Genomic DNA, 24192 nt, shown 5'->3' on the forward strand with positions numbered 1-24192 from the left:
TAGCTTAGCCGCCAGAGGACGGTGTCAGCCGTTTACGCTTGGGCGCGGAGAACGGATGCTTATAAAAAACAGATGACTGGAGTGGGGAAAATGAAAAAAACGCTTAGATCAACAGCAGCAATTATACTTATCGTAGCTATGGGATTGGTAGCAGCATGCTCCGGAAACGCAAAGGATTCGGCAGGTGGAGCGTCAGGCGATCCGATAACGATCGCGCTTAGTCCTTGGCCGGGCTGGTACATGTGGTATTTGGTGGAGGAGAAGGGTTTTTTTGAAAAGCATGGCGTTGATGTGAAGCTTGAATTTTTCCCCGTATATAGCGATTCATTGCAGGCGATCGCGGCGGGAAAGGTTGATGCGAACAGCCAGACGCTCAGCGACTCGCTCGCGCCGCTGTCGAAGGGAATCGGCTTAAAGGCCGTGCTCGTGAATGATAACTCATTCGGAGGCGATGCCATTGTGAGCAAACCAGACATCAACTCCATCAAGGATTTGAAAGGGAAGACCGTTGCTACGGAGCTTGGGACGGTAGATCATTTCCTGCTGCTGACCGCGCTTGCCGAGAATGGCATGGACGAGAAGGATATCAAATACGTGAACATGACCGTAAATGACGCGGGCCCTGCATTTATTTCCGGAAATACGGATGCGTCGGTGCTTTGGGAGCCATTCCAAACCACGGCTGTCAAAGAAGGCAAAGGCAAGGTGCTTTATTCGTCCAAGGAAACGCCTGGGCTGATTCCGGATTTGCTCGTATTCCGTGAATCCGTCGTGGAGAAGCGTCCGGAGGACGTGCAAAAAATCGTCGATGCTTGGTTCGATGCGCTGGCTTGGTATGAAGCGAACAAAGAGGAAGCGATTAAGCTGCTCGCGGAGAAGGCGGAGTCGACGCCGGAGGACTTTAAGCTGGGTCTCGACAGCATTAAGCTGTTTGGGGTAGACGACAATGTCAAAGCATTCGAGAAACGCGACGATTACACTTCGCTGAGCTATACGGGCATGAAAACGGCCGACTTTCTTTACAATTTGGATATGGTCGACAAGCTGGACAGCGTAGACGGACTATTCGATCCTCAATTCGTAAATAACAAGGCTGGGAAGTGATAGACGATGAGAACGCCATTGCGACGTAAACCGCATACCTTTCAAATTTTCAAAGACATCGGCCCTAGGCCGTTTGCCGTAACGGCAGGTTTTTCTTTCATCCTGCTGCTTGGCATCTGGTCGCTCCTCAGCTATACGGAGACTGTCAGCCCAATCTTTCTCCCTAAGCCCCATGCCGTGCTTGTTCAGCTCATTCTGAATCTTGGCAGCCCGGAATATTGGGGGCATATCGGGATCAGCGTATTCCGTGTAACCGCGGGTTTCCTGCTTGCCTGCGTCATCGCGATTCCGATCGGCGTGTTCGCGGGAACGTTCAAATACGGGGAAGCTTTCGTAGAGCCGCCAATGGAGTTCATCCGCTATATGCCGGCCGTTGCTTTCATTCCGCTCATTATGGTTTGGGCGGGAATCGGCGAGTGGGCGAAGGTGCTGCTTATTTTTATCGGCTGCTTCTTCCAGCTCGTACTGATGGTGTCCGACATTACGAGGCGCGTATCGCATGATTTGCTGCATGCTTCGTTCACGCTTGGCGCGACAAGGTGGAAGGCAATCGAAACGGTTATTATTCCGGCTATCCAGCCGCAGTTAATGAACACGCTAAGGCTCATATTGGGCTGGGCCTGGACGTATCTCGTCGTTGCGGAGCTCGTTGCCGTGAGCAGCGGACTCGGTTACCAGATTATGAAGGCGCAGCGGTTCCTGAACACGGATGAAATATTCGTAGGCATTATTGTCATCGGCCTGCTTGGCCTAATCAGCGACCGCATATTCGCTTTCCTGAATCGCAGGCTTTTCCCTTGGGCATAAGCGTTCACGCGAATGAAAAAGGCTTAACAATTGAATATAGGTTCTCGGCATTGCGATTGAGAACGAATAGCTGTCTAGGGTTCCGCTTCAGACGGCCGACGGGTTAAGGTGAAACACCATTTCCGTCAGCCGTCCGTTGGCCTGGTCCGAGAGACGGCATACAGCTTTCTTTTAGTCAATAGGGAAGGAAGCTGTAGCACACGGAAGGACAAAAGCCTGGGAGATCATTCTCTTAGGCTTTCTTTTTATCCAAAATAGGTGATTTCCAAGGAGGAAACGGCGATGAGCAGCATTTGGAGCACAACAATCCGCCCTGGGGGCAAATGGTCCGGAACGATTAGCAGAGGCAGATTGGTCCGGTTCACCGCACTCGAAGCGGGAGCTAATCTGGCGATGCTTTTATTCCACGCAGGAGACTTATCCGAGCGCTACAATATGCCGGATACGTTAAAAGCTCAGCATACCTCGCATTTAACGAGGGGGAACGTGCTTATGAGCGATAACGGACGGTCATTGGCGAGCATTGTCGAAGACCAGCTGGGTTGGCATGATCCGATCTGCGGCTATACGAGCAGGGCGGCCACGGATTCGAAATACGGAAAAACGACGTACCAGGAGCTGCGGAATGAGTGGCTGCACAGCGGTCAGGAGAACTTGGCGGTCGAGCTCGTCCGAAACGGCTTAGGCGTGAGGGATTTAATGCCTGTCGTCAATTTGTTCTCCAAGGTGCATTGCGACGAGCTGGGCACGATGCATTACAGTCTGGGCCATTGCCCGGCGGGCGCTTCCGTGACGCTTAGAACCGATATGGATGTGCTTATCATTTTATCCAATACGCCTAATCCGCTTGATCCAAGGACCGATTATCCGTCCGTGCCCGTGCAAGTGGAAGTGCTGGAGGCGGAAGCCGTCCAGGATGATGATTATTGCTTGAACTACCGTCCGGAGAACCGGCGCGCCTATGAGAATACGCAGCAATATTATTTGCTGCAAGGAAAATAGAGCTTAAATACGAGCAATTAGGAGGAATGGTGCATGACAGTATTTAATCGGGTGGAGAGCCCCCGCTTGGCGGCAGATGCGGTATATGACGAAGTGATCGCAGCGGGTGACGGCTGGATGTATGACCTGGAGCCTGGGCAAGTGCTGCGAATCGTCGATTTGGAAGGGAACCAGGCGGCAGATACCTTGTTCTACGATGCGGAGCAGCCCGAGGACCACTATAGCGCAGTGGCGACAATTGCCGGGCAAGGGAACATTTATCTTACGGCAGGCTCGGTGCTGCTGGCCGAATCCGGCAAGGAATTGCTTAAGATCGTTGCGGATACCTGCGGGAGACATGACACGGTAGGCGGCTCTTGCTCTGCCCAAAGCAATACGGTCCGGTACTCGCATGATAAGCTCCATATGCATAATTGCCGCGATACGTTCATGCTCCAGCTGGCGAAACGGAACGAGAGCTATTCGAAACGGGACCTTCCTCCGAATATTAATTTTTTCATGAACGTGCCCGTTACGGCCGAAGGCGGTCTCCAATTTGCGGATGGCGTGTCATCGCCCGGTGCTTACGTAGAGCTTCAATCCCTATGCAGGACGACGGCGCTGCTCAGCAATTGCCCGCAGCTTAACAACCCGTGCAACGCCTATAACCCGACTCCGGTGCGGGTGCTTATCTGGAATCAATAGCGGCATATAGCCTAATATACACAGATTATAGATTGATAGGGCGAGGAGAGGTTACGATGTTTACGAAAATATTGATTGCGAATCGCGGCGCCATTGCCGTTCGAATAGAGCGTACCTTGCGCAAGCTTGGCATCGCATCGGTGGCCGTGTACACGGGCGCTGATCAGGATAGCTTACATGTTGACAATGCGGATGAAGCGGTATTCATTGGCGACGGGCCTGCCAAAGAGAGTTATTTGAATACAGAGCTTATTCTGAAGACGGCGCTTGAGACCGGCGCGCAGGCGATTCACCCAGGCTACGGCTTCCTTAGCGAGAACGCGGATTTCGCCCGTGCGTGCCGGGAGAATGGCATCGTATTTATTGGGCCGTCGCCGGAACAAATGGAAATGTTCGGCTTGAAGCATTCGGCAAGGGAATTGGCAGAGCGTGCGGGGGTGCCGCTGTTGCCTGGTACGTCGCTGCTAACGGAGCTAGAGGAAGCAATAGAACAGGCTTCGCGAATCGGTTATCCGGTCATTCTGAAGAGTACGGCCGGAGGCGGCGGCATCGGCATGCGGGTATGCGCGGACGAAGAAGCGCTGCGCGCGGCATTTGACGGCGTGAAGCATTTGGCGGAAACCAATTTCAAGAACGGCGGCATGTTTTTGGAGAAATATATCGCAAGGGCACGCCATGTCGAGGTGCAAATATTCGGCAACGCCCTCGGCGAGGTCGTCACGCTGGGCGAACGCGATTGTTCCATTCAGCGCCGCAACCAGAAGGTCATTGAGGAGAGCCCGGCTCCGAATTTGTCGGATGAGGTTCGCGACGCGATGTTTGGCGCCGCGAAGCGGTTGGCTGCAGAAGCCGGCTATCGCAGCGCAGGCACGGTTGAATACTTGTACGATCCGGATTCTTGTGCGTTTTATTTCCTCGAGGTCAATACCAGGCTGCAAGTCGAGCATGGCGTGACCGAAGAGGTGCTGGGCATTGATTTGGTGGAATGGATGGTTCGCGAAGCGGCGAATGAGCTGGTTGATTTGCAGTCGCTCGTTAGAACGCCCGTGGGCCATAGCATTCAGGCCCGCATTTATGCGGAGGATTGCCTGCAAGGCTTCCGGCCAAGCGCTGGACAGCTGGATCAAGCCGTATTCTCGGCGGGCGCCCGCAATGAGTCATGGGTGAGGGATGGGCTTACCGTCACGACATTGTATGATCCGATGCTGGCGAAAGTCATCGTGCATGGCGCGAATCGCGTTGAAGCGATCCAGAAGCTGATTGAGGCGCTTGGCGAGACGCGAATGTACGGGTTGACGACGAATTTGCAATATGTGCGGGAGCTGCTGATGGATCAAGAAGTCATTGACGGCCATGTATATACGCAGCTGCTGAATGGCTTCGAGCCGGCAGAGCGGGCTATCGAAGTGGTGGAAGGCGGCGTTCAGACGACGGTTCAGGATTGGCCGGGACGTGTCGGCCACTGGGACGTAGGCGTTCCGCCATGCGGGCCGATGGATCCTTATTCGTTCCGAATCGGCAATAAGCTGCTTGGGAACGACGATCACGCAGCAGGCCTCGAGCTGACGCTGCGCGGCGGCTCGTACAAATTCCGCAGCGCTGCATGGTTCTGCATTACGGGAGCTGACATGGAGGCGGAGCTGGACGGCGTGCGAACGGAGCTTTACAAGCCGACGTTAGCGGCGCGCGGACAGGTGCTCAGCTTCGGCGAGGCGCAGCTCGGCTTGCGCGCGTACTTGCTCGTAGCCGGCGGCTTCGACATGCCGCGCATACTTGGCAGCTCGTCGACCTTCACGCTTGGCGGCTTCGGCGGGCATGGCGGCCGGGCGCTGCGGACGGGAGACGTGCTTGGCATAAACGAAGGAGCCGAACCAACGGATATGCGTGAGCTTGCAATGGAAGAGCGGCCGCAGCTGACGCGCGATTGGACGATTGGCGTTATTCCGGGTCCGCATTGCACAGCTGAGTTTCTGAAGCCCGAGTATTTGAAGCAGCTGTCCGAAACGGTGTTCGAGGTGCATTTCAACAGCTCGCGCACCGGCGTTCGCTTGATTGGCCCGGCACCGTTATGGACCCGCGAGGATGGAGGAGAGGCAGGGCTTCATCCCTCGAACATTCACGATAACGCTTATGCGATCGGTACGCTTGATCTGACCGGCGACATGCCGATTCTGCTAGGTCCTGACGGTCCTAGCCTCGGCGGATTTGTCTGTCCGGTAACGACCGCTTCGGCGCAGTTCTGGAAGATCGGGCAGCTGCATGCGGGAGACAAGGTTCGATTCCAATTGCTGACGCTCGAAGAAGCGGATGGGCTCAGGGATGCACAGGAGGAGCGGCTCGTCTCGATCGGCACCGGCGCGCGAGACGGCATGCCATCCTCGGAGCTTGCGAATGAAGCCTCCGAGCTGACGCCGGACTACCCGCTTCTCGTTCAAAAGACGGAGGGCTGCCGTTTTCCGATTACCATTCGCTGCAGCGGCGACGAGAATTTGCTCGTTGAATACGGCGAGCTTGAACTGGACCTGCTTCTGCGCTTTCAAGCACACGCGCTTATGCTGGCAATCGAGCAGTCGGGGAAAATCCCGGTTCTGGATTTGACGCCAGGCATCCGCTCCTTGCAAGTGCATATTGACCGTTCCAAAATAACGGTTGGCGAGGCATGCGGCATTATTTTGGAGCTGGACAGCGCGCTTCCGCCACTGGAGTCGATACAGGTGCCCTCGCGTATCGTGCGCCTCCCGTTATCATGGGATGACCCTGCGACGCAGCTTGCCATTGACCGCTACCAGCAAACCGTTCGCCCGGACGCGCCGTGGTGCCCGAGCAATATCGAGTTTATTAGACGGGTTAACGGCTTGGATAGTCTGGCTGACGTACAGCGGATTGTATACGAAGCGAATTATTTGGTACTTGGGCTTGGCGATGTTTACCTGGGCGCACCGGTTGCAACCCCTGTCGACCCGCGGCATCGGCTCGTGACGACGAAATATAATCCGGCACGGACATGGACGCCGGAGAATGCAGTCGGCATCGGCGGAGCTTACATGTGCGTATATGGCATGGAGGGACCGGGCGGCTACCAGTTTGTCGGCCGGACGATTCAAATGTGGAACCGGCTGCGCAGCACGGAGAGCTTTAAGCCTGGGAAGCCATGGCTGCTGCGGTTTTTTGACCAAATACAATTTTATCCGGTGGAAGCGGAAGAGCTGTTGAAGCTGCGCGAGGATTTCCTTCGCGGCCGCTTTGAAGCCGATATTACGGAGACGACATTCGACCTTGGTCAATATTTGAAGTTTTTGGACGAAATCGAGGAGAGCGCTTCGGCATTCAAGGAGAAACAGCAGGCGGCATTCCAAGCGGAGCGGGAGAGCTGGAAGGAGCTTGGTCTTGCCGAATATGTTGCGGAGCAAGAGCCTCCGCGTTCAGGCGAGGAAGAAGCGCTGCAGGAGGGTGCCGCGGCGGTTCGCTGCACGATGCCGGGAAGCGTATGGAAGGTACTCGCGCAGCCGGGCCAGCAAGTGAAGAAAGGCGATACGCTCATTATTGTCGAGAGCATGAAGATGGAATTCTCGCAGCAAGCTCCATGCGATGGCATGGTTTGTTCCGTGCATGTAGAGCCTGGCGGGCAGGTTCATAACGGACAGCTGATTGTCGGCATTATGCAGCATAAGGAAGCGGAGGCGGCAGTATGAGCGACATACATTTTCCTGAGATTTTGACGGCGGAGTGGCTTCGGCTGGGATACGGCAGCGGGACATTGTCGCCAGCTGCTGTAATGGCAGAAGTGGTCCGGCGGGCGGAAGCGGATGCGGCAATGAACATATGGATCACGCCGCCATCCTTGGAGCTGGCGCAGCCTTATCTGGATCGGCTTGTGCAGATGGATAAGAGCAGTTCCCCGCTATGGGGAATTCCATTCGCCATCAAAGATAATATCGATTTGGCTGGCGTTCCCACAACGGCTGGCTGCGCGGAGTTCGCCTATTCGCCCGAAGAGCATGCGACGGTAGTCAAACGGCTGATTGCGGCGGGTGCGATTCCGATTGGCAAAACGAATCTGGACCAGTTCGCCACGGGACTTGTCGGTACCCGAAGCCCTTACGGCGAAGCCCATAACGCGCTGCGTCCGGAGCTGATAAGCGGGGGCTCCAGCTCCGGCTCGGCTGTCGCCGTGGCACGCGGCCAAGCGGCGTTTGCGCTCGGCACGGATACGGCCGGCTCCGGCAGGGTACCCGCTGCGTTGAATGGTCTCGTTGGCTATAAGCCCAGCCTCGGCGCTTGGCCGGTCAAAGGTGTCGTACCTGCCTGCGCAAGCCTGGATTGCGTAACGGTGTTCGCGCACCATTTGGAGGAATGCCTGCTAGTGGACCGCGTTGCGCGAGGAATCGATGAGTTTGATCCTTGGTCGCGAGAGGTAACGAGGCTGAAAGCAGAACGGCCTGCCAAGCTATGCTTGCCAAAGGAGGCAGCGGCATTCTATGGTCCTTTCGCAGAGCAATATGAGGCTGCTTGGCTTGCTTCGGTCGAGCGGCTGAAGCAGCTCGGCATTCCGATCGAGTATGTGGACGGCGAGCTGTTCTCGGCTGCGGCAGCGCTGCTGTACGGTGGTCCCTTCGTGGCGGAGCGGTGGGCAGATTTAAGCGTATTTATCGAAGCAAATCCAGGAGTCGCATTCCCGGTAACGGAGCAAGTGCTGCGTTCCGGCGCTGCAGCGGAATATGACGCGGCATCCGTGTTTGCCGCGCTGCATAAGCTGCAGTCCTATAAGCTGGAAGCCAGAAAGCTGCTTCAGGATGCCGTGCTCGTCATGCCGACCTGCGGCGGGACTTGGACGCGCGAGCAATTGAACCTTAACAAGGTCGGTGCGAACAGCGACATGGGCCGGTATACGAATCATTGCAATTTGCTTGATCTATGCGCGGTAGCTTTGCCGTCGGGCGATGCGGGCGAGAAGCTGCCGTTTGGCATTACGCTGTTTGCGCTTGCCGAGAATGAGCACTTCATAGTTGGTGCTGCACGTTCGATTCTAAGTGGAGGCAAGGGACCTACAATGTCCGCAGACCATACAAAGGAGCCTTTGCAGCAAGCAGCAGCAGTTGAAGCTGATCGTCCAGAGGCGATGATTACGGTTGCGGTTTGCGGCTTGCATATGCGCGGCTATCCGCTTGAGAAGCAGATGGAGAGCTTGCGGGCAAGCTTTGTGCGTGAAGCAAGCTCCGCTCCGCGCTATAAGCTCGTGAAGCTGCCGACATCGCCGGCGAAGCCGGGCATGATCAAGCAGCGGGAGGGGGGAGCAAGCATCGAGCTTGAGCTGTGGGAAATGTCGGCTGCTGCCTTTGGCGAGTTTGTTTCCTTGATTCCGGCGCCGCTGGGTATCGGGAAAGTTGAGCTGCTTGACGGGACTGAAGTGTCCGGCTTCGTTTGCGAGGCGTATGCTGCCGATGGAGCAGAGGACATTACCGCGTATCGCGGCTGGCGCCACCTGCCGCTAGGATAGGCTTTAATGCTAGATTGAACATGGACTCCTAATGCTCGTTAACCGGGCTTGGGAGTCTTTTTACGCATAGAGGACAAGTTCTACGTGATCAAAGGAAGCAGCTCCAGAAACCGTTTCGCGGCTGCGGGTTGCGGTACGCCCCGCAAAGTAGCGATGCCGATGCTTCGTGCCGGGATGACCGGGTTCAGCGGAATTTCGATTAGCGTTCCTGAGGCCAGCTCCTCCTGTATGTATTCTCGAACAAGAAAGGCGAGGCCGAATCCGCTGCGCGCGAATTGGGCGAGCAGGTCGAAGCTGCCTAGCTCGAGCTCAGGGGCCAATGTTACGCCGTTTGATCTCGCATACTCGTCGAGATAGCGGCGGGTGCCCGCGCTTTTTTCAAGCAGCAGCAGAGGATGTTCGGAGAGCTCTCCCAGCTGCAGCACGGATTCGCCAAGCGCTGCGTAGTCAGACCCGCAGGCGAGAACGTCTTGCAGAGGCGCGCTGACCCGGAATTCAAGCTGGTTGTCAGAAGCAGGCATATGCACGACGCCGAAATCGATTTTGCCTTCTTTCAGCAGCGAAACCGTCTCGGGTGTCGTGCGATTCGTTACGCGGATGCGAATGCCGGGGTAGTCTTTGTGGAACCGCTCCAAGTAAGGCAGCAAATAATGCTTGCACAGCGTATCGCTGGCGCCGATACTGATCTCTCCGCTTTGCAAATTTTGCATTTCAGCAAGCATTTTCTCCCCTGTCTCCATAAACCGGTATGCTTGCTCGATGTAACGAAACAGCACCTCGCCTTCTGTCGTGAGCTTAACTCCCTTTGCCATTCGAAAAAACAACGGCCCGCCGAGCTTAGCCTCGAGCTGCTTAATGGTATGCGTGACAGCAGGCTGCGTAATAAACAGCTGCTCTGCCGCGCGAGACAGGCTGCCCGTTTTGGCTGTCCAGTAAAAAACCCGATACCACTCCATATTAACGATCATATATATTATCCCACCTAATGACTTGTATTAGTTATATCAATTATTCTAATGACGTTATGTTTATTATAATAAACGGCGTAGGGTGATAACAAGATCGGGAGGCGATAGCTTTGACGGTTACGGCAATCGTAGGGGCAAACTGGGGAGATGAAGGAAAAGGCAAAATGACGGATGCGCTCGCGGGAACTTCTTCATTCGTCGTTAGGTATCAAGGCGGCAGCAATGCGGGGCATACCATCATAAACGATTACGGAAAATTTGCGCTTCATATGCTGCCTTCGGGTGTGTTTTATCCAAATATAACGAATGTGATTGGCCCAGGCACCGCTTTGGATATCGATGTATTGCTCCGTGAGAGGGAGGAGCTGCTTGCAAGAGGCGTGCCCGAGCCGCGAATCCGGGTATCGGATCGTGCGCAAATCGTGCTTCCCGTCCACCGTTTGTTTGACGAGCTAGAGGAGGAACGGCTTGGCGGGGCTAGCTTTGGTTCAACGAAAAGAGGGATTGCGCCTTTTTATTCGGACAAATACGCGAAGCTCGGCATACAGGTTGCGGATCTTTATGACGAGGAGCGTCTATTGCAGAGGCTTGAGCAATCGCTGGCAGCCAAAAACGTGCTCCTCGTTCAGCTTTACAACCGGGAGCCCATCCAAGCACGCGAGCTGCTCGCGCACCTTAAAGTCCAAGCAGATGAGCTGCTGCCGTTTGTTTGCGACACAAGCAGCCTGCTGCATGACGCGTTCCGAAAAGGAGAATCGATTCTATTGGAAGGACAGCTCGGTGCGCTTCGTGATCCGGACCATGGCATTTATCCTTTTTCCACTTCGTCCTCGACGTTGGCGGGATATGCACCCGTTGGAGCCGGACTGCCGCCGTATGCGATTAAACGAATCATTGCGGTTGTCAAAGCGTATTCCAGCTGCGTAGGAGCAGGACCCTTCGTAAGCGAGCTGCATGGTGCTGAAGCGGATCAGCTGAGGCGGCTGGGGGGAGACGCCGGGGAATTCGGTGCATTGACCGGAAGGCCGCGCAGAATGGGATGGTTCGATGCGGTAGCGACGCGCAACGGCTGCATGCTGCAAGGCGCGACGGAGGTGGCGCTTACAAACCTCGACGTGCTCGGCTATTTAGACGAAATCCCGGTATGTACCGGTTATGAGCTGGATGGCGAGATCATAAAGGATTCTTTTCCGGTTACGGCCAAGCTGCATGGAGCGATGCCAGTCCTGCAGCGCCTTCCGGGCTGGCGGAGCGACATTTCGCAATTGCGCCGTTTCGAGGAGCTGCCGGAAGCAGCGCAGCAATATGTTCGCTTCGTAGAAGCATCCATCGGGGTCAAGGTAGGCAGCGTGTCCGTGGGTCCGAATCGCGAGCAGCTTATTACCTGCTGAGCAGGAAGTCATAGCAAAAAGCAGCTTCCTGGCAATCAGGAGGCTGCTTTTTCTTTACGCGGCCAAAACGTATAGCTGAAGCTGATGGCAAAATCGATGCCGAGCACGAGCAGCCATAACCGCAGCGTATCCTGCAACGTTTCCGTTCGTGCCTCATGACCGACCATCAGAATCATGCCGTACAGAATAACGGCGCCGATTAAAAAAGCAAGCAGATGGCGGAGCCAGCCAATCCGCTCGTAGCGCGCATGCGCTTTGCCGGATTTCGGCTTGCCGGCAGGCTCGGGCCCGTTAGCGAATCGATGCGCGAACCGCTCATCCGCCCAGCTGATCATGCGATGGCCGAACGCGATGGAAACGCCGATGTAGACGGCCGCCAAGCTATGGGCAAAGGTGGCTTCCGCGCCGCCGCGCATATCATAAACAGTGGCGATGACCAGAGCGAGATCAATAAGGGGTGTACTGTAGAGCAGTACCTTACCAAGCTTCTTAAGGCGGAAAACGTACCGGCATACCAAGCCGGCAAGCACGAAAACCCAAAAGCCGATTTCGCATCCAATGATAAAAGCAGTAATCATGTTATTCCTATCTCCTTCTGTTAAAATAGTGTAGCAGGATTCCATTATTTAGATCATTTAAAAGGGGATGAATTCGTGTATGGGCAAGTTGCTTGTAGTGGGTAGCATTAACATGGATATTGTCAGCACCGTTAGTCAGTTTCCGCTCCCGGGGGAAACGATAGCCAGCGTAAGAACGGACTTCTTTCCGGGCGGCAAGGGGGCGAACCAGGCAGTTGCGGCTGCGAGAGCCGGTGCGGATTGCGGCATGGTCGGCGCAGTTGGCGACGATTCTTTTGCTGCAGCTTTGCTTGCGGCGCTGCAGCAGGATGATATTGCCACTGAACAAATATTACGCAAGCCGGGCAGCTCCGGTTTCGCCATTATAACCGTTAATGAAGAAGGTGAAAACCATATTGTGCTAACGGCGGGGGCTAACGGCCAGCTCACGGCGAAGGATGCGGCGGATGGCGCTGGAAATTGGGGCGATATATTCGCAGTTCTTCTGCAAAATGAGATTCCATGGGATACGAATTTAGCCGTTATGAGCAGCGCGCATAGCAGCGGTGCACGTGTGTTCTACAACCCAGCCCCAGCGCATGCCGTCCCTGAGCATGTTTTTCCGCTCTTGCATACACTGATCATGAATGAAACAGAGGCGGCGGTCATTACGGGCTTGGCAGTCAATGATGAGCATTCTGCGAAAGCATCAGCCGAGTGGGCACTGGATAAAGGGGTAGAGGAAGTGATTATCACTTTAGGAGCAAAGGGCTGCTTCTATTTGAATAAACAAGGACAAGCCGCCGCCGTGCCAGCGTTCAAGGTTAAGCCGGTCGATACGACGGCAGCAGGCGATACCTTCTTTGGCGCATATGCGGCTGCAAGCGCAGACGGCTTGCCGGCTAAGGAAGCGTTAACCTTCGCGGCGGCAGCTGCAGCGCTAGCCGTTACGAAGCAAGGCGCGCAAGCTTCGATACCGAAGAAAGCGGATATCGAGGCATTTCTTCTGAGCCAAAGGGAGAAATAAAAATAGGCTTGCAATAACTAATGGTATTAGTTTATTATAAAACTAATAACATTAGTTTATTTGAGGGGGACATTTGGCATGAGAATGACGCGCGAGAAAACGGTGGTCCAGCTAACGTATTTACCGAAGGTTTTTCCTGTAAATTGTTATTTGGTGGAGGAAGATACGAGCTTGACGTTAATCGATGCTGCGCTTCCCGGCAACGTAAAAGCCATTATGGAGGCAGCGGTTAAGCTGGGCAAACCAATCACGCGTATCGTTCTAACCCATGCCCATGATGATCATATCGGTGCTCTCGACGGACTAAAGGCATTGCTCCCAAAGGCTGAGGTGTATATTTCCCGAAGGGACGCAAAGCTGCTTAAAGGGGACCGTTCGCTCGAGAGTGGTGAACCAACCGGACCTATCAAGGGCGGGGTTCCCACAAAGGTACTCACTAAGCCCGATGTATTGCTGGAGGATGGCGACCGCATAGGCTCGCTCCTTGCGGTGGCTGCACCTGGCCATACGCCTGGTTCCATGGCTTTCATGGATACGAGAAACCGGATTCTCATTGTCGGCGACGCTTTTCAAACCCGTGCGGGCGTGGCCGTATCCGGACAAATAAAGCTGCTATTCCCCTTTCCGGCTATGGCGACCTGGGATAAGCGTTCAAGCCTCGAGTCAGCACGCCGATTAAAGGATTTGAACCCGTCGTTGCTGGCTGCAGGACACGGTAACATGCTCGTCCGGCCGCTGGGAAGGATGGAGAAGGCAATTGCCGAGGCAGAGCGTTCGTTAGCCAAATAGAATCCGCAGGAGGAGAACAGAGATGTCACCGAGAAGAGGGCTCGATTTGCCGACAATAGTGGAAACGGCTGCCGCGATTGCCAATGAGCATGGCATGCAGGAGGTTACGCTTGCGTCATTGGCGCAAAGGCTTGGCATACGTTCACCTTCTTTATACAATCATGTGAACGGGCTGCCGGGATTGCGGGTTCAGCTTGCTATTTGGGGACTGAAGAAGCTGACCGTCGCGATCGATGAGTCGTTGGAGGAGCAGTCAGGCGATGAAGCCATTCATGCCATCGCATCCGCTTATATTCGTTTTGCAAGAGCCGAACCGGGGTTATATGAGCTGACGCTGCGATCGCCGGATGCGGAAGACGAGGAATATATGGCTGTCGCGCAGCAGCTTGTTGATAGGCTCGTGAATCAGCTAAGCTATTATAAGCTGGACCGCGACATGGCCATTCATATCGTACGAGGGTTTCGCAGCTTTCTGCACGGCTTCGCTTCGATTGAGCAGAAAGGCGGCTTCGGCATGCCGCAGGCCATCGACGAAAGCTTGCGCATCGCCATTCAGACTTATTTGAACGGGCTTCGCCAGCTTTAGCGGCCAAAATGAAAATAGCCACAGCCCCCTCGTTCAGGGCTGTGGCTATTGTTTAATAGGCTTGTTGAATGAGCGCGGCTGCACCGATCAGGCCGGCATCCTGCTGCAGGAGCGCGGGAACGATTGCCGCTTCTCTGCCGGACGGATTGAGCGCGTTTTTGGATACGTAATCCCTTACAGCCGAGAAAAGCGGGTCGCCAACCTGGGAAACGCCCCCGCCGATCACGATTTTGTTAGGGTCGAGTATGTTAATGAGCGATACGCAGCCCATCCCGATTGACGTGAATACGCGATTCACAAGCTCGGACATTTGCGGATCGCCTTCTGCCGCCAGATCAAAGGCTTCCTTGGAGGTAACCTCGCGGCCCAGCAATTCGGTCGCTTGGCGGGCAACGGCCGTTCCGGATGCCACATTCTCCCAAGGGGTACCGGCTTGATCAACGAGCATAAAGCCAGCATCGCCAGCATTGCCAGTTGAGCCTGTAAGGAGCTTGCCGTGCATGAATATGCCTGCGCCGATTCCGGTGCTTATCGTGATGAATATGAAATGCTCCGAATCTTTTGCTGCGCCGATCCACTTCTCCGCAAGCGTCGCCGCGGTTGCATCGTTCTCCATTTTAATAGGAAAAGGAAGATGCTTCTTAAGCTCCTCCACGACCGGAAAACCCCACCAGCTTTTGAGATTCGGAGGACAGGTAAGCTCGCCTTTTTGCGTGTTGAGCGGCCCTGGAGCCCCTACGCCAATGCCTTTTATGCCTTCAAGCGATAATTTTTGCTGCTCCGCAAGCTGCTTTACCGCATCCGCTACTCTTCCCAGCATTTCTGATGGCGAAACGGTTAAATCCGTTTTTAATGAGCCTTTCGCGAGTACTTCGCCTTGCTCGTTTACGAACCCGAATGCTATTTTTGTACCGCCGATATCAATTCCAATTGCAATGCCCACGAAATGCCCTCCTATGATTGAAGAAAATACAGCGCTAGCCTGAGAAAAAGTCTACCACACTCCACGCGTATTAGGAAGAACGCTAGGTTTGTAGGCCCTGTTATCCATGCTTATTTTACCCTGTACAAATGTAGGGGAGTGTAGTAATATCCAATCAAATGAAAGGCTAGAGAGAGGATCCTTTGCTTAAGCAAAGGGTCCTCTCAGCGTGACTAACCAATATGCGAAGAAGGTTGCCGAAAAAATGAAGTCAGAGTCCAAAGCAAGCCCGCGTTTCATGAAGTTTGGAATGCCGATGACCCGCAATGTATGGCGGAACGCCCGGATCGACCTTGGTGCCTCCTGTTTATTCAGCTTGTTCAATGTCGTGATGAATCAATTCTATATCGCGTTTGCGATTCAGCAGGGGGCGAGCCGATTTGAGATTGGCCTGCTAGCCGCGGCTCCTGCCATCGGCTTGCTGTTCTCGCCCTTCTGGGCAACCTTGATCGAGAGAACCAACAATCCGAAGCCGTTTGTCATGATTCCGAATGCGGTGGGGAGAATGCTGCTGCTCCTGCCTGCGATCTTTGCGTATCCATCCGTTTACGTCGTTGCGGCGTTGTTGTTCCAATTGCTGATGGGCATACAATCCCCTGCGTACGCTGCGCTCATCTCACAGATGTATCCCTCCGACCTGCGGGGAAGATTGATGGGATACGTGCGCGTGGCAATGGGCGGCATCATGATTCCGCTTGCGCTGCTCGTAGGCAGCTGGTCGGATGCATTCGGCCCCTCGGGACCGCTTATTGCGGCATCTGTTATTGGACTATTATCGATCGGGTTATTCAATAAAATCAAATTACCGGTACAAGAGCGGAAGCAAACGCCGATCGTGCTTCAAAAGACGAGCCGCTTTCCGCTGAAGGAGCAATGGAAGCTCGTTAAGGAGAACCGAACGCTAGGCGTGTTCCTCGCGGCTACGACATTTGCAGGCTTTGGGAATATGCTCGCCAATCCGCTGTACCAGATCATTCAGGTGAAAGTATTGGAGCTCTCCAATATCGAAATCGGCTTTGCCCGCGTGGCCTATTATACGGCTTTGCTGCTTACCTTTCTCATTGCGGGCTGGATGATTGACCGGATACATATTAAGTATACGCTGCTCTGCGGCATTGCGGCCTATGCGATCGTTCCGATGTTGTATGGGCTTTGGGGCACGTACGCGGCGGTCATTACCGGCAACGCGATTCAAGGCATCGGCGAAGCGATATGGGATATTGGCATTCTTGCCTTCGTATTCCGGCTTGCTCCGGGTCGAGAGGCGATGGTATTCGGACTGCATTTGATGCTATTCGGTGTCAGGGGCAGCATAGGGCCAATTCTGAGCGGTACGCTCTCGAGCAGCGTTTCGTTAACGGTGCTCCTGGTTATCGCGTCAATCTGCGGCTGGATCGGGACGCTTTTGTTCGTATCGGGCAACTGGAAAAGAAATCCGCTTCTGAGAAGAGGTTAAATGATATTCAGCCTTCATTCAGTTCTTGTTCATCTCTCGTTCATAATCGAATGCTAGAATTCGTTATGGACATAAGGAATGTCGACCACATTCATAGGAGATGAACGATATGAACAAATGGAAAGTGATGCTGAGCGCCGTCGTGATTGCAGCGGCATTGGCAGGCTGCGGCGTGCAAGAGGAACAGGCAGGAGCGGAGGTACAAGCAGACGCTCAAGCAGACGCTCAAGCAGACGTGCAGCAGAATGGTGCTGGCGCCGGCGATGGAACGCAGCAGCAAGGCGGGGGTAGGCAAGGAATGGGCCAAATGGGCGCTCAGGCTGATTTGATGGGCAAAATCAAGTCGGTAGACGGACAAACCATCACCCTCTACAAGTCCGCAATGGGACAAGGGGGTCCGCCGCAGGGAGACGGAGCCGAAGGCGCTCCTCCCGAAGGCGAAGGCCAGCAGCCTCCAGCTGGAGGTGAAATGCCTGCGGACGGTGAAATGCCGGCAGACGGCGATCGTCCGGAAGGCGGCGGCCGAATGGGCGGCATGGGAGCGATGTTCTCCGACGAGACCGTTGCGATTACGGTGACGGATACGACGAAGATTACGAGCGTTACGTTCGAGAACGAGCAAATGGTAGAGACGGAGGTGGCGCTTGCGGACCTCAAAGCGGATGATATTTTATCCGTGATGCTGAAGGATGATACGCAGGAGGCGGAATCGATTGCGATTCGTACCGGCGGATTTGGCGGGGGCGGAGGCGGAAGACAGCCCCAGCAGCAGGAGGGGCAGGCAGCGACGGCAAGCTAGGGCAGCGAAAGAGCGGGATATGCAATACGGCTAATCGGGAAATTTCCTGATTAGCCGTTTTTTGTTGCGTTAGAGACGTGGAGCGGCTGCAGCGGTATCCAAAAATATGTCCATATCATCTATAAATGCGGCATATGTTTGCCTTTTCGATCCGTTTATGATGAAAACACGGAAGACGCTGCGTCTATCCAACATCATCATTAGGGGGATAAAAAAATGAGTAAAGCTCGCAATAAGTTTTCCATGCTGCTTCTAACGGTTACGGGCGCGGCGCTAATCGCTGCAGGCTGCAGCGGCGGCAACAGCGGCGGAGAGAATGCGCCGGACGATGGCAAAAGCTCGGGAAGCGGCAAAAAAACGGAAATTTTGTTTTGGTCGCCATTCTCTGGCTCAGACGGCCCGTTCATGAAGAAGATCGTAGATAAATATAACGGCTCGCAGGATCAGTACAAAGTCAATTTCGTCATTCAGCCTAACGGCGAATATTACAAGCAGCTCGATGTCGCGCTTAGTACGGGCAAGGAAAGTCCGGACCTGATGATTATGCACGTTGACCAAGTGCCGACATACGCGAGCAAGGACCAGCTTCAACCGATTGACGACCTTGCTGCCGGAGCTGGCATTAACAAAGCGGACTTTGCTGAGGCGGCAACCGATTATTCGACGCTCGACGGCAAGTGGTATTCCATACCGCTCGATATTCATCCCCTTGTCATGTACTACAACAAAGATTTGTTCGAGCAAGCCGGCATTGCTTCCGCACCGACAAACCGTACGGAGTTTGACGATGCGGTCCAGAAGCTGACCGATAAAGGCAAAGGCGTTTACGGATATGCGGTTCCGACATTATGGCCGCAGCAATTCATATTCCCGACTCTTGTCTGGCAGAATGGCGGAGAGCTTTGGAACGGAACGGATGTCGCATACAACACGCCGGAAGCGGTTGAGATGGTACAGTGGCTGCGCGGGATGGTCGACAGCGGCGTTTCTCCGGCAAACGTGCAGCAGGACGGCGAGAATACGCTATTCCTTCAAGGCAAAAACGCGATTCAGTTTAACGGGCCGTGGATGAAATCCCAGTTCGAGGAAGCAGGCCTGAACTTTGGCGTAGCGCCAGTACCGCAAATCGGCAAAGCGAAGCAGGCTGTGTTCGCGGGCTCGCACGGCTTTGTCGTTCCGAAAAGCGTGACCGACGAGAAAATGACGGCAGGCATAGGCGACTTTTTGAAATACGTATCGACGAATTCGATGGATTGGGCGGAATCGGGCCAAGCGCTTGCCTCCAAGCCGATGCTTGAGAGCGATGCGTTCAAAGCCCTTGAATTCCAAAGCAGCGTAGCCTCCGCATTCCCTTACGTTCAATTCGCACCGAATGTTTTGAACTGGGGCACGGTTTCCGAGCCGATCTGGGGCGAGCTTAACAATGCGCTGCTAGGCAAAAAGGATGCTCAGAAAGCGCTGGACGATGCAGTCGCCAAATCTCAGCAGGCGCTAAAGAAATAATTGCAGCTTAGGAGATGCAGCGCGGAGGCTGGGGATCGCAGAGTCCGTTCCCAGCCTCTAAGGCTGTGTGTGCAGGAGATAGAAAATTCGCAAAAGCGTTAGGGGGGACTCCGGTTGAAAACGACATTAACGTCACGTTTGACTTCCTTTTTGTTCATATTGCCTTATCTGGCCGCATTCAGTATCTTTCTGCTATTTCCCATCTTGTACGGCATCTACATCAGTCTGCATAATTTCGAGCTGTTGTCCAAGGATTACGAATTTGTTGGGCTCGCTAACTATATCACCATTTTTACGCCAGGCACTTACATTAACGATATTTTCTTTAGAGGCTTATGGGTGACCGCTCAATTCGTGTTATTTTCCGTGCCGCTGCTCATCATAGTCGGCTTGGCGCTCGCAATGCTCGTTAATGCGCTTCCCGCTAGAATTCGCGGCTTGTTCCGTACCTTTTATTTCCTGCCTTATGCGCTTTCCGCTTCTGTTATGGCGGTCATTTGGCTGATGATGTTTGACACGAACGCAGGTTTTCTGAACAGCATGCTCGCCAAGCTCGGCATAACGGGCATACCTTGGCTGACGGATACGCCATGGGCCTGGATTTCACTTATTCTTACTACCCTTTGGTGGACGATTGGCTTTAATATGATTATTTTCATCAATGCGCTCAATGAAGTTCCGGAGGATTATTATGAGGCCGCTTCGATCGACGGAGCGAACGCCTGGCATAAATTCACGAAAATCACGCTGCCGTCGATTCGTCCCGTTATGCTGTTTATTATGATTACGTCGACGATTGCTTCCTTTAATATCTATGCTCAGCCTTTCCTGCTCACCCGCGGCGGACCGGGAGACACGACGAAGGTTTTGCTCATTAACGTGCTCGATCAGGCTTTCCTACGCAAGGAAGTCGGCGCAGCCTCCGCGATGGCTATCGTCATGGCGCTAATCATTATTGTTATTTCAATCGTTCAGTTCAAGCTGACGAGCGGCCGGAAAGGAGAGGCTTAGATGGTGAATACGAGAAAGCTATGGGTCACGCTGCTGGCCGTAATCATTGCGGTATTTTTCCTGCTGCCGCTCGTTTGGATGATCTCGACTTCCTTTAAGAACGACTTTGAGGCTTTGTCCGGCAAAATGAATTTTTTCCCGCTTAAGCCAACGGTCGACAACTTCGTGCAAGGCATCAACGGCGAGCTTATGAACGTGCCCATTATCCGCTGGATCATCAATTCCTTATCGGTTGGCGTAATCGGTACGGTTATCGTGCTCATTATCGATTCGATGGCGGCTTACGCGCTAGCTAGATTGCAGGACCTGCCACTTCGCCGAATCATGCTGTCCCTGTTTATCGCATCGCTCATGATTCCTGGCGTATTGACCTTTCTTCCCATGTATATGGAGTTCAATGCGCTTCATTTGATCAATACGTATCCTGCGCTTATTCTGCCTGCGACGGCAGGCGCGTTCGGCGTGTTCCTGCTCTATCAATTTTTCTCCTCCTTCCCGAGAGAAATAGAAGAAGCGGCGCGCATTGACGGCGCGAATAAATGGCAAATTTATGCCCGCATCCTGCTGCCATCAGCGGTATCCATTATGGTGACGCTGGCGATCTTCACCTTCATGGGCATCTACAATGATTTCGTTTGGCCGCTATATGCGACGACTTCTCCGGAGATGCGAACGATCACGGCCGGCATTGCCATGATGGCAACAGGCAGCTACACGCAAAGCTACGGCAAGCTGATGGCCATGACGACGATTGCGACGCTGCCAGTCGTCATCGTATTCATCCTTGGCCAGCGTTCCTTCGTGAAGGCAATAACGCAATCAGCCGTGAAATAATAAGGTGCACGAGATTAATAGAGTTAACGTAGACGCTGCAAAAAAGAGACCCCAAAGGTCTCTTTCTGCACATTAGCGCATAAAGGCGGAGGGATAACATGATAAGGAATAGATGGCGGATGCCGTTAGCTGTTATGATTATTGCAGCTGCGAGCCTACTTATATTGGGGGTATTAATCATGAATCAATCGCGACATGACACTTCGTCGGACGGCGCTTATAATGGTCATGGCGGAACGTTCAAAAATACGCTGGCTGAGATGGATACGCCGGATCCGAGCATTTTGCACAAAGACGGTTATTATTATATGACCTTTACGCATAATGGGGCGGATATTATGGTCATGAAATCACGCACGCTTGATTTTCGCCATGCAGAGCGAAAGGTGGTATGGTATCCGCCAGTCGACACGATGCATTCAGCCAATCTTTGGGCGCCGGAAATTCAATATATACAAGGCAAATACTATATTTATTACGCAGCCGATAACGGAGACAACGCGAATCACCGCATGTATGCGTTGGAAGCGGAAACGGATGATCCGATGGGCACCTATGCTTTTAAGGGACAAGTAACGGATTCGACCAACAAATGGGCCATCGACGGCCTTGCGCTGGAGCACGATGGCGGGCTTTATTTCGTCTGGTCAGGCTGGGAGGGCGACCAGAATATTCAGCAGAATACGTATATTGCGCCTATGAGCAATCCTTATACGATCAGCGGCCCCCGCGTGCTGCTAAGCGAGCCTGATTTGGATTGGGAGAAAGCGGGAGGCCCGCCGTTTATTAATGAAGGGCAAGCGATTTTGAAAAAAAACGATCGGCTGTTTATCGCCTATTCCGGAGCAGGAAGCTGGACGCCTTTCTACAGCATAGGCCTGCTGGCCCTCGAGCCAGGAGGAGATCCGTTAGATGCCTCCAGCTGGCGGAAAACGAAGGAACCGCTGATGCAAATGGATGACGAAGCAGGCGTCTACGGCCCGGGGCATAACACCTTTGCCCAATCGCAGGACGGGACGGAGGACTGGATCGTTTACCATGCTACCTCCCTGCAGTCCGATGGCTGGAACAACCGCAAAGCCCGGGCGCAGCGTATCGAGTGGGGAACGGACGGCATTCCTTCATTCGGTGCCCCGCTAGCGCTTGACGCCGCGATTGAGGTGCCCGCAGGCGACGGCATCATTCAAACAAAGCATGCGCGCTCTGAAGGAGCGGACAAACTTACTTTTGACGGGATACACGCTGCAACGACGGCAATAGCGCCTTTCCTCATTCATTATACGAATGAAAGCGAGCAAGATTTGCGCGTTCAGATTGGCGCAGCAGGACAGGCTGGTTCGGAGCTGGCACTGCCGCCTACACAGCCAAACGAAACAGGCTATGCCTACACGGAGCTGATGCTGACAGGAGGGCTGAACCATGTAGATATTAAAGGAGGAGGAGCGGTTAGCGCCGTGTCAGCGATCGAAATTCCGCGTTTCGAAGCGGAATACGCACAGCTCTCGCCAGAGAGCGAATTAGCGGAAAGCTCGCTGAGCTCGGGTGGACGCTCTGTTCAAGTTTTGCCTGGAGTAAAGGAAGCGGTAAAATTCGAGAATATAAGGGTGCCCGTGAAAGGATCCTATACCATACGGCTGAGCTTGAAAAACAAAACAGAAGGCGCGCAACAGATTGAGCTGTCTGTTAATGGAGACCGCGCTGAGAGACTGACGGTCCAAGCAGCCGGGCGTGATGAATTCGTCGAGGTAGAAGCAACCGTTAAGCTAGGCGCTTCACCGAACTCTCTTGTCCTTGGGAAAGCGACGGACCGGCTGGAAATCGACTGTTTGGATCTTGTCCGCCATAATCATTAAACGAACGAAAAGCTGAACGAAAACGGAGGCTAAGCGATGTTTATTCAAAGAAGAGGATCGTCATGTCTGATTTGTATGATTATGATGCTTCTCCTCGCGGCTTTGGCCGGCTGCGCCTCCAAGGATGTCGAGGAACAGCCGCAAGGCGCAGCAGGGACAGCCGCAGTGAAACTTGAATTCTGGACACCGTTCAGCGGCGGGGACAATCAGTTCATGACGGAGATGGTCAACCAGTTCAATAAGGAGAACCCGTCGATTGAGGTTGTTCAGATGAACACACGGCTGGATGATTATTATTCCAGGCTGAGGACGGCCATTATGTCTGGGAGCGCGCCCGATTTGGCCATATTGCATCAGACGAGCTTGCCTCAATTCGTTCAGAACGGCTACATCGAGAAGCTGACGGAGCCTGCTCTCCAGGCTGGGCTGGATTGGAAGGGCTTCAATGCCAATATACTCGAATCGATCGTATATGACGGCAACCCATACGCGGTGCCGCTGGATACGCATGCGTTGGTCATGTATTACAACAAGAGCTACCTGCGGCAAGCAGGCTTGCTGGATGGAAACGATATGCCGATTATGAGCGGCGGCGCGGATGCCTTTCATGCATTCTTGAAGCAATTGAAAGCGAGTATCCCGCCGGATGCGGCCCCCTTAGCCCAGCCAAGCACGCGGATCGATTCCGTCTGGCTGTGGTGGTCGCTTTATAATCAGCTAGAGGGCGGAGGCGCTTTCTACAACGAAGAGCTTACCGAAGCCGTGTTCAACAATGCTAAAGCGCTGAAAGCGTTGGATTATATGAACCAGCTGTATAAGGAAGAGCTTATCCCGCCTAATATTAACGATTCGTTCAAGCTGTTCTATGATGGCAAGGCAGCGGTGCTTATTACGGGAATGTGGGGAACGGGTGCGTTCGAGAAAGCGCCGGGACTGGATTTCGGCGTTATTCCGATGCCGGTTTTGTACGACCATGCCGCGGTATGGGGGGATTCGCATACGATCGCGATTCCTACGAAGCATGGCATGACCGGCGAGAAGAAGAAAGCGGCGCTGATTTTTGCCAAATGGTGCGTAGAGCACGGGGCAATGTGGGCGGAAGCGGGGCATGTGCCAAGCATGACAAAGGTTGTGGCGAGCGAGCCGTTCAACGGCTTGAAATACCGCAGCGCTTATGCGGCAACGGCCAATTACGTTGCGTATTGGCCGCGCCATGTCAGGCAGTGGTCTATCGTTGAAATACTCATCCAAGAATTCGAAAAGATGAATTATTCGCAGCAAACGCCAGAGCAAACGCTGGAGAATGCCGCAAAACGGGTTAACATCGAGCTGAAGAAATAAG

At 53.9% G+C, this 24192-nt stretch carries 20 protein-coding genes and 1 riboswitch; of the genes, 17 read left to right on the plus strand and 3 right to left on the minus strand.

The window, feature by feature from the left end; translation table 11 throughout:
- The first annotated feature begins 90 nt into the window (after positions 1-90).
- The 6 genes from AC0YN3_RS09110 to atzF all read left to right on the plus strand — a co-directional run bounded on the left by AC0YN3_RS09110 (position 91) and on the right by atzF (position 9094).
- On the plus strand, positions 91-1104 hold the full coding sequence (locus tag AC0YN3_RS09110; RefSeq protein WP_475774769.1) for an ABC transporter substrate-binding protein: 1014 nt from the start codon (positions 91-93) through the stop codon (positions 1102-1104).
- A gap of 6 nt (positions 1105-1110) precedes the next feature.
- Entirely contained in the window at positions 1111-1911 is an 801-nt protein-coding gene (locus tag AC0YN3_RS09115; protein WP_475774770.1) for an ABC transporter permease, read from the plus strand.
- Between the two features lie 63 nt (positions 1912-1974).
- A riboswitch (guanidine-I (ykkC/yxkD leader) is annotated at positions 1975-2136 on the plus strand.
- Positions 2137-2193: 57 nt separating this feature from the next.
- Positions 2194-2913, plus strand: a complete 720-nt coding sequence (locus tag AC0YN3_RS09120; RefSeq protein ID WP_475774771.1) for an urea amidolyase associated protein UAAP1 — start codon at positions 2194-2196, stop codon at positions 2911-2913.
- Between the two features lie 33 nt (positions 2914-2946).
- A complete protein-coding gene (locus AC0YN3_RS09125; RefSeq protein WP_475774772.1) occupies positions 2947-3597 on the plus strand; it encodes an urea amidolyase associated protein UAAP2 in 651 nt (216 codons plus the stop codon).
- A gap of 56 nt (positions 3598-3653) precedes the next feature.
- The gene (gene uca, locus AC0YN3_RS09130; RefSeq protein ID WP_475774773.1) at positions 3654-7289 is read left to right on the plus strand and encodes an urea carboxylase; all 3636 of its coding nucleotides are present in this window, start codon (positions 3654-3656) and stop codon (positions 7287-7289) included.
- Positions 7286-9094 carry an allophanate hydrolase gene (atzF, locus tag AC0YN3_RS09135; protein ID WP_475774774.1) on the plus strand — a complete coding sequence of 603 codons (1809 nt, stop codon included), beginning with the start codon at positions 7286-7288 and terminating at the stop codon, positions 9092-9094. Before uca ends, atzF begins: the two co-directional genes overlap by 4 nt.
- 80 nt (positions 9095-9174) lie before the next feature.
- Here the strand turns inward: atzF and AC0YN3_RS09140 are convergent, their stop codons facing one another.
- Positions 9175-10062 (minus strand): LysR family transcriptional regulator, encoded by an 888-nt coding sequence (locus AC0YN3_RS09140; RefSeq protein ID WP_475774775.1) that lies wholly within the window; start codon positions 10060-10062, stop codon positions 9175-9177.
- A gap of 110 nt (positions 10063-10172) precedes the next feature.
- Here AC0YN3_RS09140 and AC0YN3_RS09145 point away from each other — a divergent pair, with 110 nt between their 5' ends.
- On the plus strand, positions 10173-11453 hold the full coding sequence (locus tag AC0YN3_RS09145) for an adenylosuccinate synthase (RefSeq protein WP_475774776.1): 1281 nt from the start codon (positions 10173-10175) through the stop codon (positions 11451-11453).
- A 35-nt stretch (positions 11454-11488) separates the two neighbouring features.
- On the opposite strand, the gene AC0YN3_RS09150 is transcribed toward AC0YN3_RS09145, so the two are convergent.
- Entirely contained in the window at positions 11489-12031 is a 543-nt protein-coding gene (locus AC0YN3_RS09150) for a hypothetical protein (RefSeq protein ID WP_475774777.1), read from the minus strand.
- Positions 12032-12110: 79 nt separating this feature from the next.
- Between AC0YN3_RS09150 and rbsK the strand changes: the two genes are divergently transcribed.
- The 3 genes from rbsK to AC0YN3_RS09165 all read left to right on the plus strand — a co-directional run bounded on the left by rbsK (position 12111) and on the right by AC0YN3_RS09165 (position 14412).
- The gene (rbsK, locus tag AC0YN3_RS09155; RefSeq protein ID WP_475774778.1) at positions 12111-13037 is read left to right on the plus strand and encodes a ribokinase; all 927 of its coding nucleotides are present in this window, start codon (positions 12111-12113) and stop codon (positions 13035-13037) included.
- Between the two features lie 78 nt (positions 13038-13115).
- Positions 13116-13826, plus strand: coding sequence for an MBL fold metallo-hydrolase (locus AC0YN3_RS09160; RefSeq protein WP_475774779.1), 711 nt, complete (start codon positions 13116-13118; stop codon positions 13824-13826).
- A gap of 22 nt (positions 13827-13848) precedes the next feature.
- Entirely contained in the window at positions 13849-14412 is a 564-nt protein-coding gene (locus AC0YN3_RS09165) for a TetR-like C-terminal domain-containing protein (RefSeq protein ID WP_475774780.1), read from the plus strand.
- A 52-nt stretch (positions 14413-14464) separates the two neighbouring features.
- Here AC0YN3_RS09165 and AC0YN3_RS09170 read toward each other — a convergent pair whose 3' ends face one another.
- A complete protein-coding gene (locus tag AC0YN3_RS09170; protein WP_475774781.1) occupies positions 14465-15355 on the minus strand; it encodes an ROK family protein in 891 nt (296 codons plus the stop codon).
- A gap of 208 nt (positions 15356-15563) precedes the next feature.
- Here AC0YN3_RS09170 and AC0YN3_RS09175 point away from each other — a divergent pair, with 208 nt between their 5' ends.
- From AC0YN3_RS09175 to AC0YN3_RS09205, 7 genes are all read left to right on the plus strand, one after another.
- Positions 15564-16850, plus strand: a complete 1287-nt coding sequence (locus AC0YN3_RS09175; protein WP_475774782.1) for an MFS transporter — start codon at positions 15564-15566, stop codon at positions 16848-16850.
- A gap of 109 nt (positions 16851-16959) precedes the next feature.
- Complete coding sequence (locus AC0YN3_RS09180; RefSeq protein ID WP_475774783.1) at positions 16960-17649, plus strand: hypothetical protein; 690 nt, start codon at positions 16960-16962, stop codon at positions 17647-17649.
- A gap of 216 nt (positions 17650-17865) precedes the next feature.
- Positions 17866-19152, plus strand: coding sequence for an ABC transporter substrate-binding protein (locus tag AC0YN3_RS09185; protein WP_475774784.1), 1287 nt, complete (start codon positions 17866-17868; stop codon positions 19150-19152).
- A 114-nt stretch (positions 19153-19266) separates the two neighbouring features.
- On the plus strand, positions 19267-20163 hold the full coding sequence (locus AC0YN3_RS09190) for a carbohydrate ABC transporter permease (RefSeq protein WP_475774785.1): 897 nt from the start codon (positions 19267-19269) through the stop codon (positions 20161-20163).
- Complete coding sequence (locus AC0YN3_RS09195) at positions 20164-20997, plus strand: carbohydrate ABC transporter permease (RefSeq protein ID WP_475774786.1); 834 nt, start codon at positions 20164-20166, stop codon at positions 20995-20997.
- A gap of 179 nt (positions 20998-21176) precedes the next feature.
- Positions 21177-22850 carry a family 43 glycosylhydrolase gene (locus AC0YN3_RS09200; RefSeq protein ID WP_475774787.1) on the plus strand — a complete coding sequence of 558 codons (1674 nt, stop codon included), beginning with the start codon at positions 21177-21179 and terminating at the stop codon, positions 22848-22850.
- 36 nt (positions 22851-22886) lie between these two features.
- Entirely contained in the window at positions 22887-24191 is a 1305-nt protein-coding gene (locus AC0YN3_RS09205) for an ABC transporter substrate-binding protein (protein ID WP_475774788.1), read from the plus strand.
- The last annotated feature ends 1 nt before the right edge of the window (position 24192 follow it).

Source organism: Paenibacillus sp. J22R232 (assembly GCF_056269165.1).

Bases quoted from the DNA above. Each gene is read 5' to 3' on its own strand.
- AC0YN3_RS09110 (WP_475774769.1), top strand. From the start codon at position 91: ATGAAAAAAACGCTTAGATCAACAGCAGCAATTATACTTATCGTAGCT.
- AC0YN3_RS09115 (WP_475774770.1), top strand. From the start codon at position 1,111: ATGAGAACGCCATTGCGACGTAAACCGCATACCTTTCAAATTTTCAAA.
- AC0YN3_RS09120 (WP_475774771.1), top strand. From the start codon at position 2,194: ATGAGCAGCATTTGGAGCACAACAATCCGCCCTGGGGGCAAATGGTCC.
- AC0YN3_RS09125 (WP_475774772.1), top strand. From the start codon at position 2,947: ATGACAGTATTTAATCGGGTGGAGAGCCCCCGCTTGGCGGCAGATGCG.
- uca (WP_475774773.1), top strand. From the start codon at position 3,654: ATGTTTACGAAAATATTGATTGCGAATCGCGGCGCCATTGCCGTTCGA.
- atzF (WP_475774774.1), top strand. From the start codon at position 7,286: ATGAGCGACATACATTTTCCTGAGATTTTGACGGCGGAGTGGCTTCGG.
- AC0YN3_RS09140 (WP_475774775.1), bottom strand. From the start codon at position 10,062: ATGATCGTTAATATGGAGTGGTATCGGGTTTTTTACTGGACAGCCAAA.
- AC0YN3_RS09150 (WP_475774777.1), bottom strand. From the start codon at position 12,031: ATGATTACTGCTTTTATCATTGGATGCGAAATCGGCTTTTGGGTTTTC.
- rbsK (WP_475774778.1), top strand. From the start codon at position 12,111: ATGGGCAAGTTGCTTGTAGTGGGTAGCATTAACATGGATATTGTCAGC.
- AC0YN3_RS09160 (WP_475774779.1), top strand. From the start codon at position 13,116: ATGAGAATGACGCGCGAGAAAACGGTGGTCCAGCTAACGTATTTACCG.
- AC0YN3_RS09165 (WP_475774780.1), top strand. From the start codon at position 13,849: ATGTCACCGAGAAGAGGGCTCGATTTGCCGACAATAGTGGAAACGGCT.
- AC0YN3_RS09180 (WP_475774783.1), top strand. From the start codon at position 16,960: ATGAACAAATGGAAAGTGATGCTGAGCGCCGTCGTGATTGCAGCGGCA.
- AC0YN3_RS09185 (WP_475774784.1), top strand. From the start codon at position 17,866: ATGAGTAAAGCTCGCAATAAGTTTTCCATGCTGCTTCTAACGGTTACG.
- AC0YN3_RS09195 (WP_475774786.1), top strand. From the start codon at position 20,164: ATGGTGAATACGAGAAAGCTATGGGTCACGCTGCTGGCCGTAATCATT.
- AC0YN3_RS09200 (WP_475774787.1), top strand. From the start codon at position 21,177: ATGAATCAATCGCGACATGACACTTCGTCGGACGGCGCTTATAATGGT.
- AC0YN3_RS09205 (WP_475774788.1), top strand. From the start codon at position 22,887: ATGTTTATTCAAAGAAGAGGATCGTCATGTCTGATTTGTATGATTATG.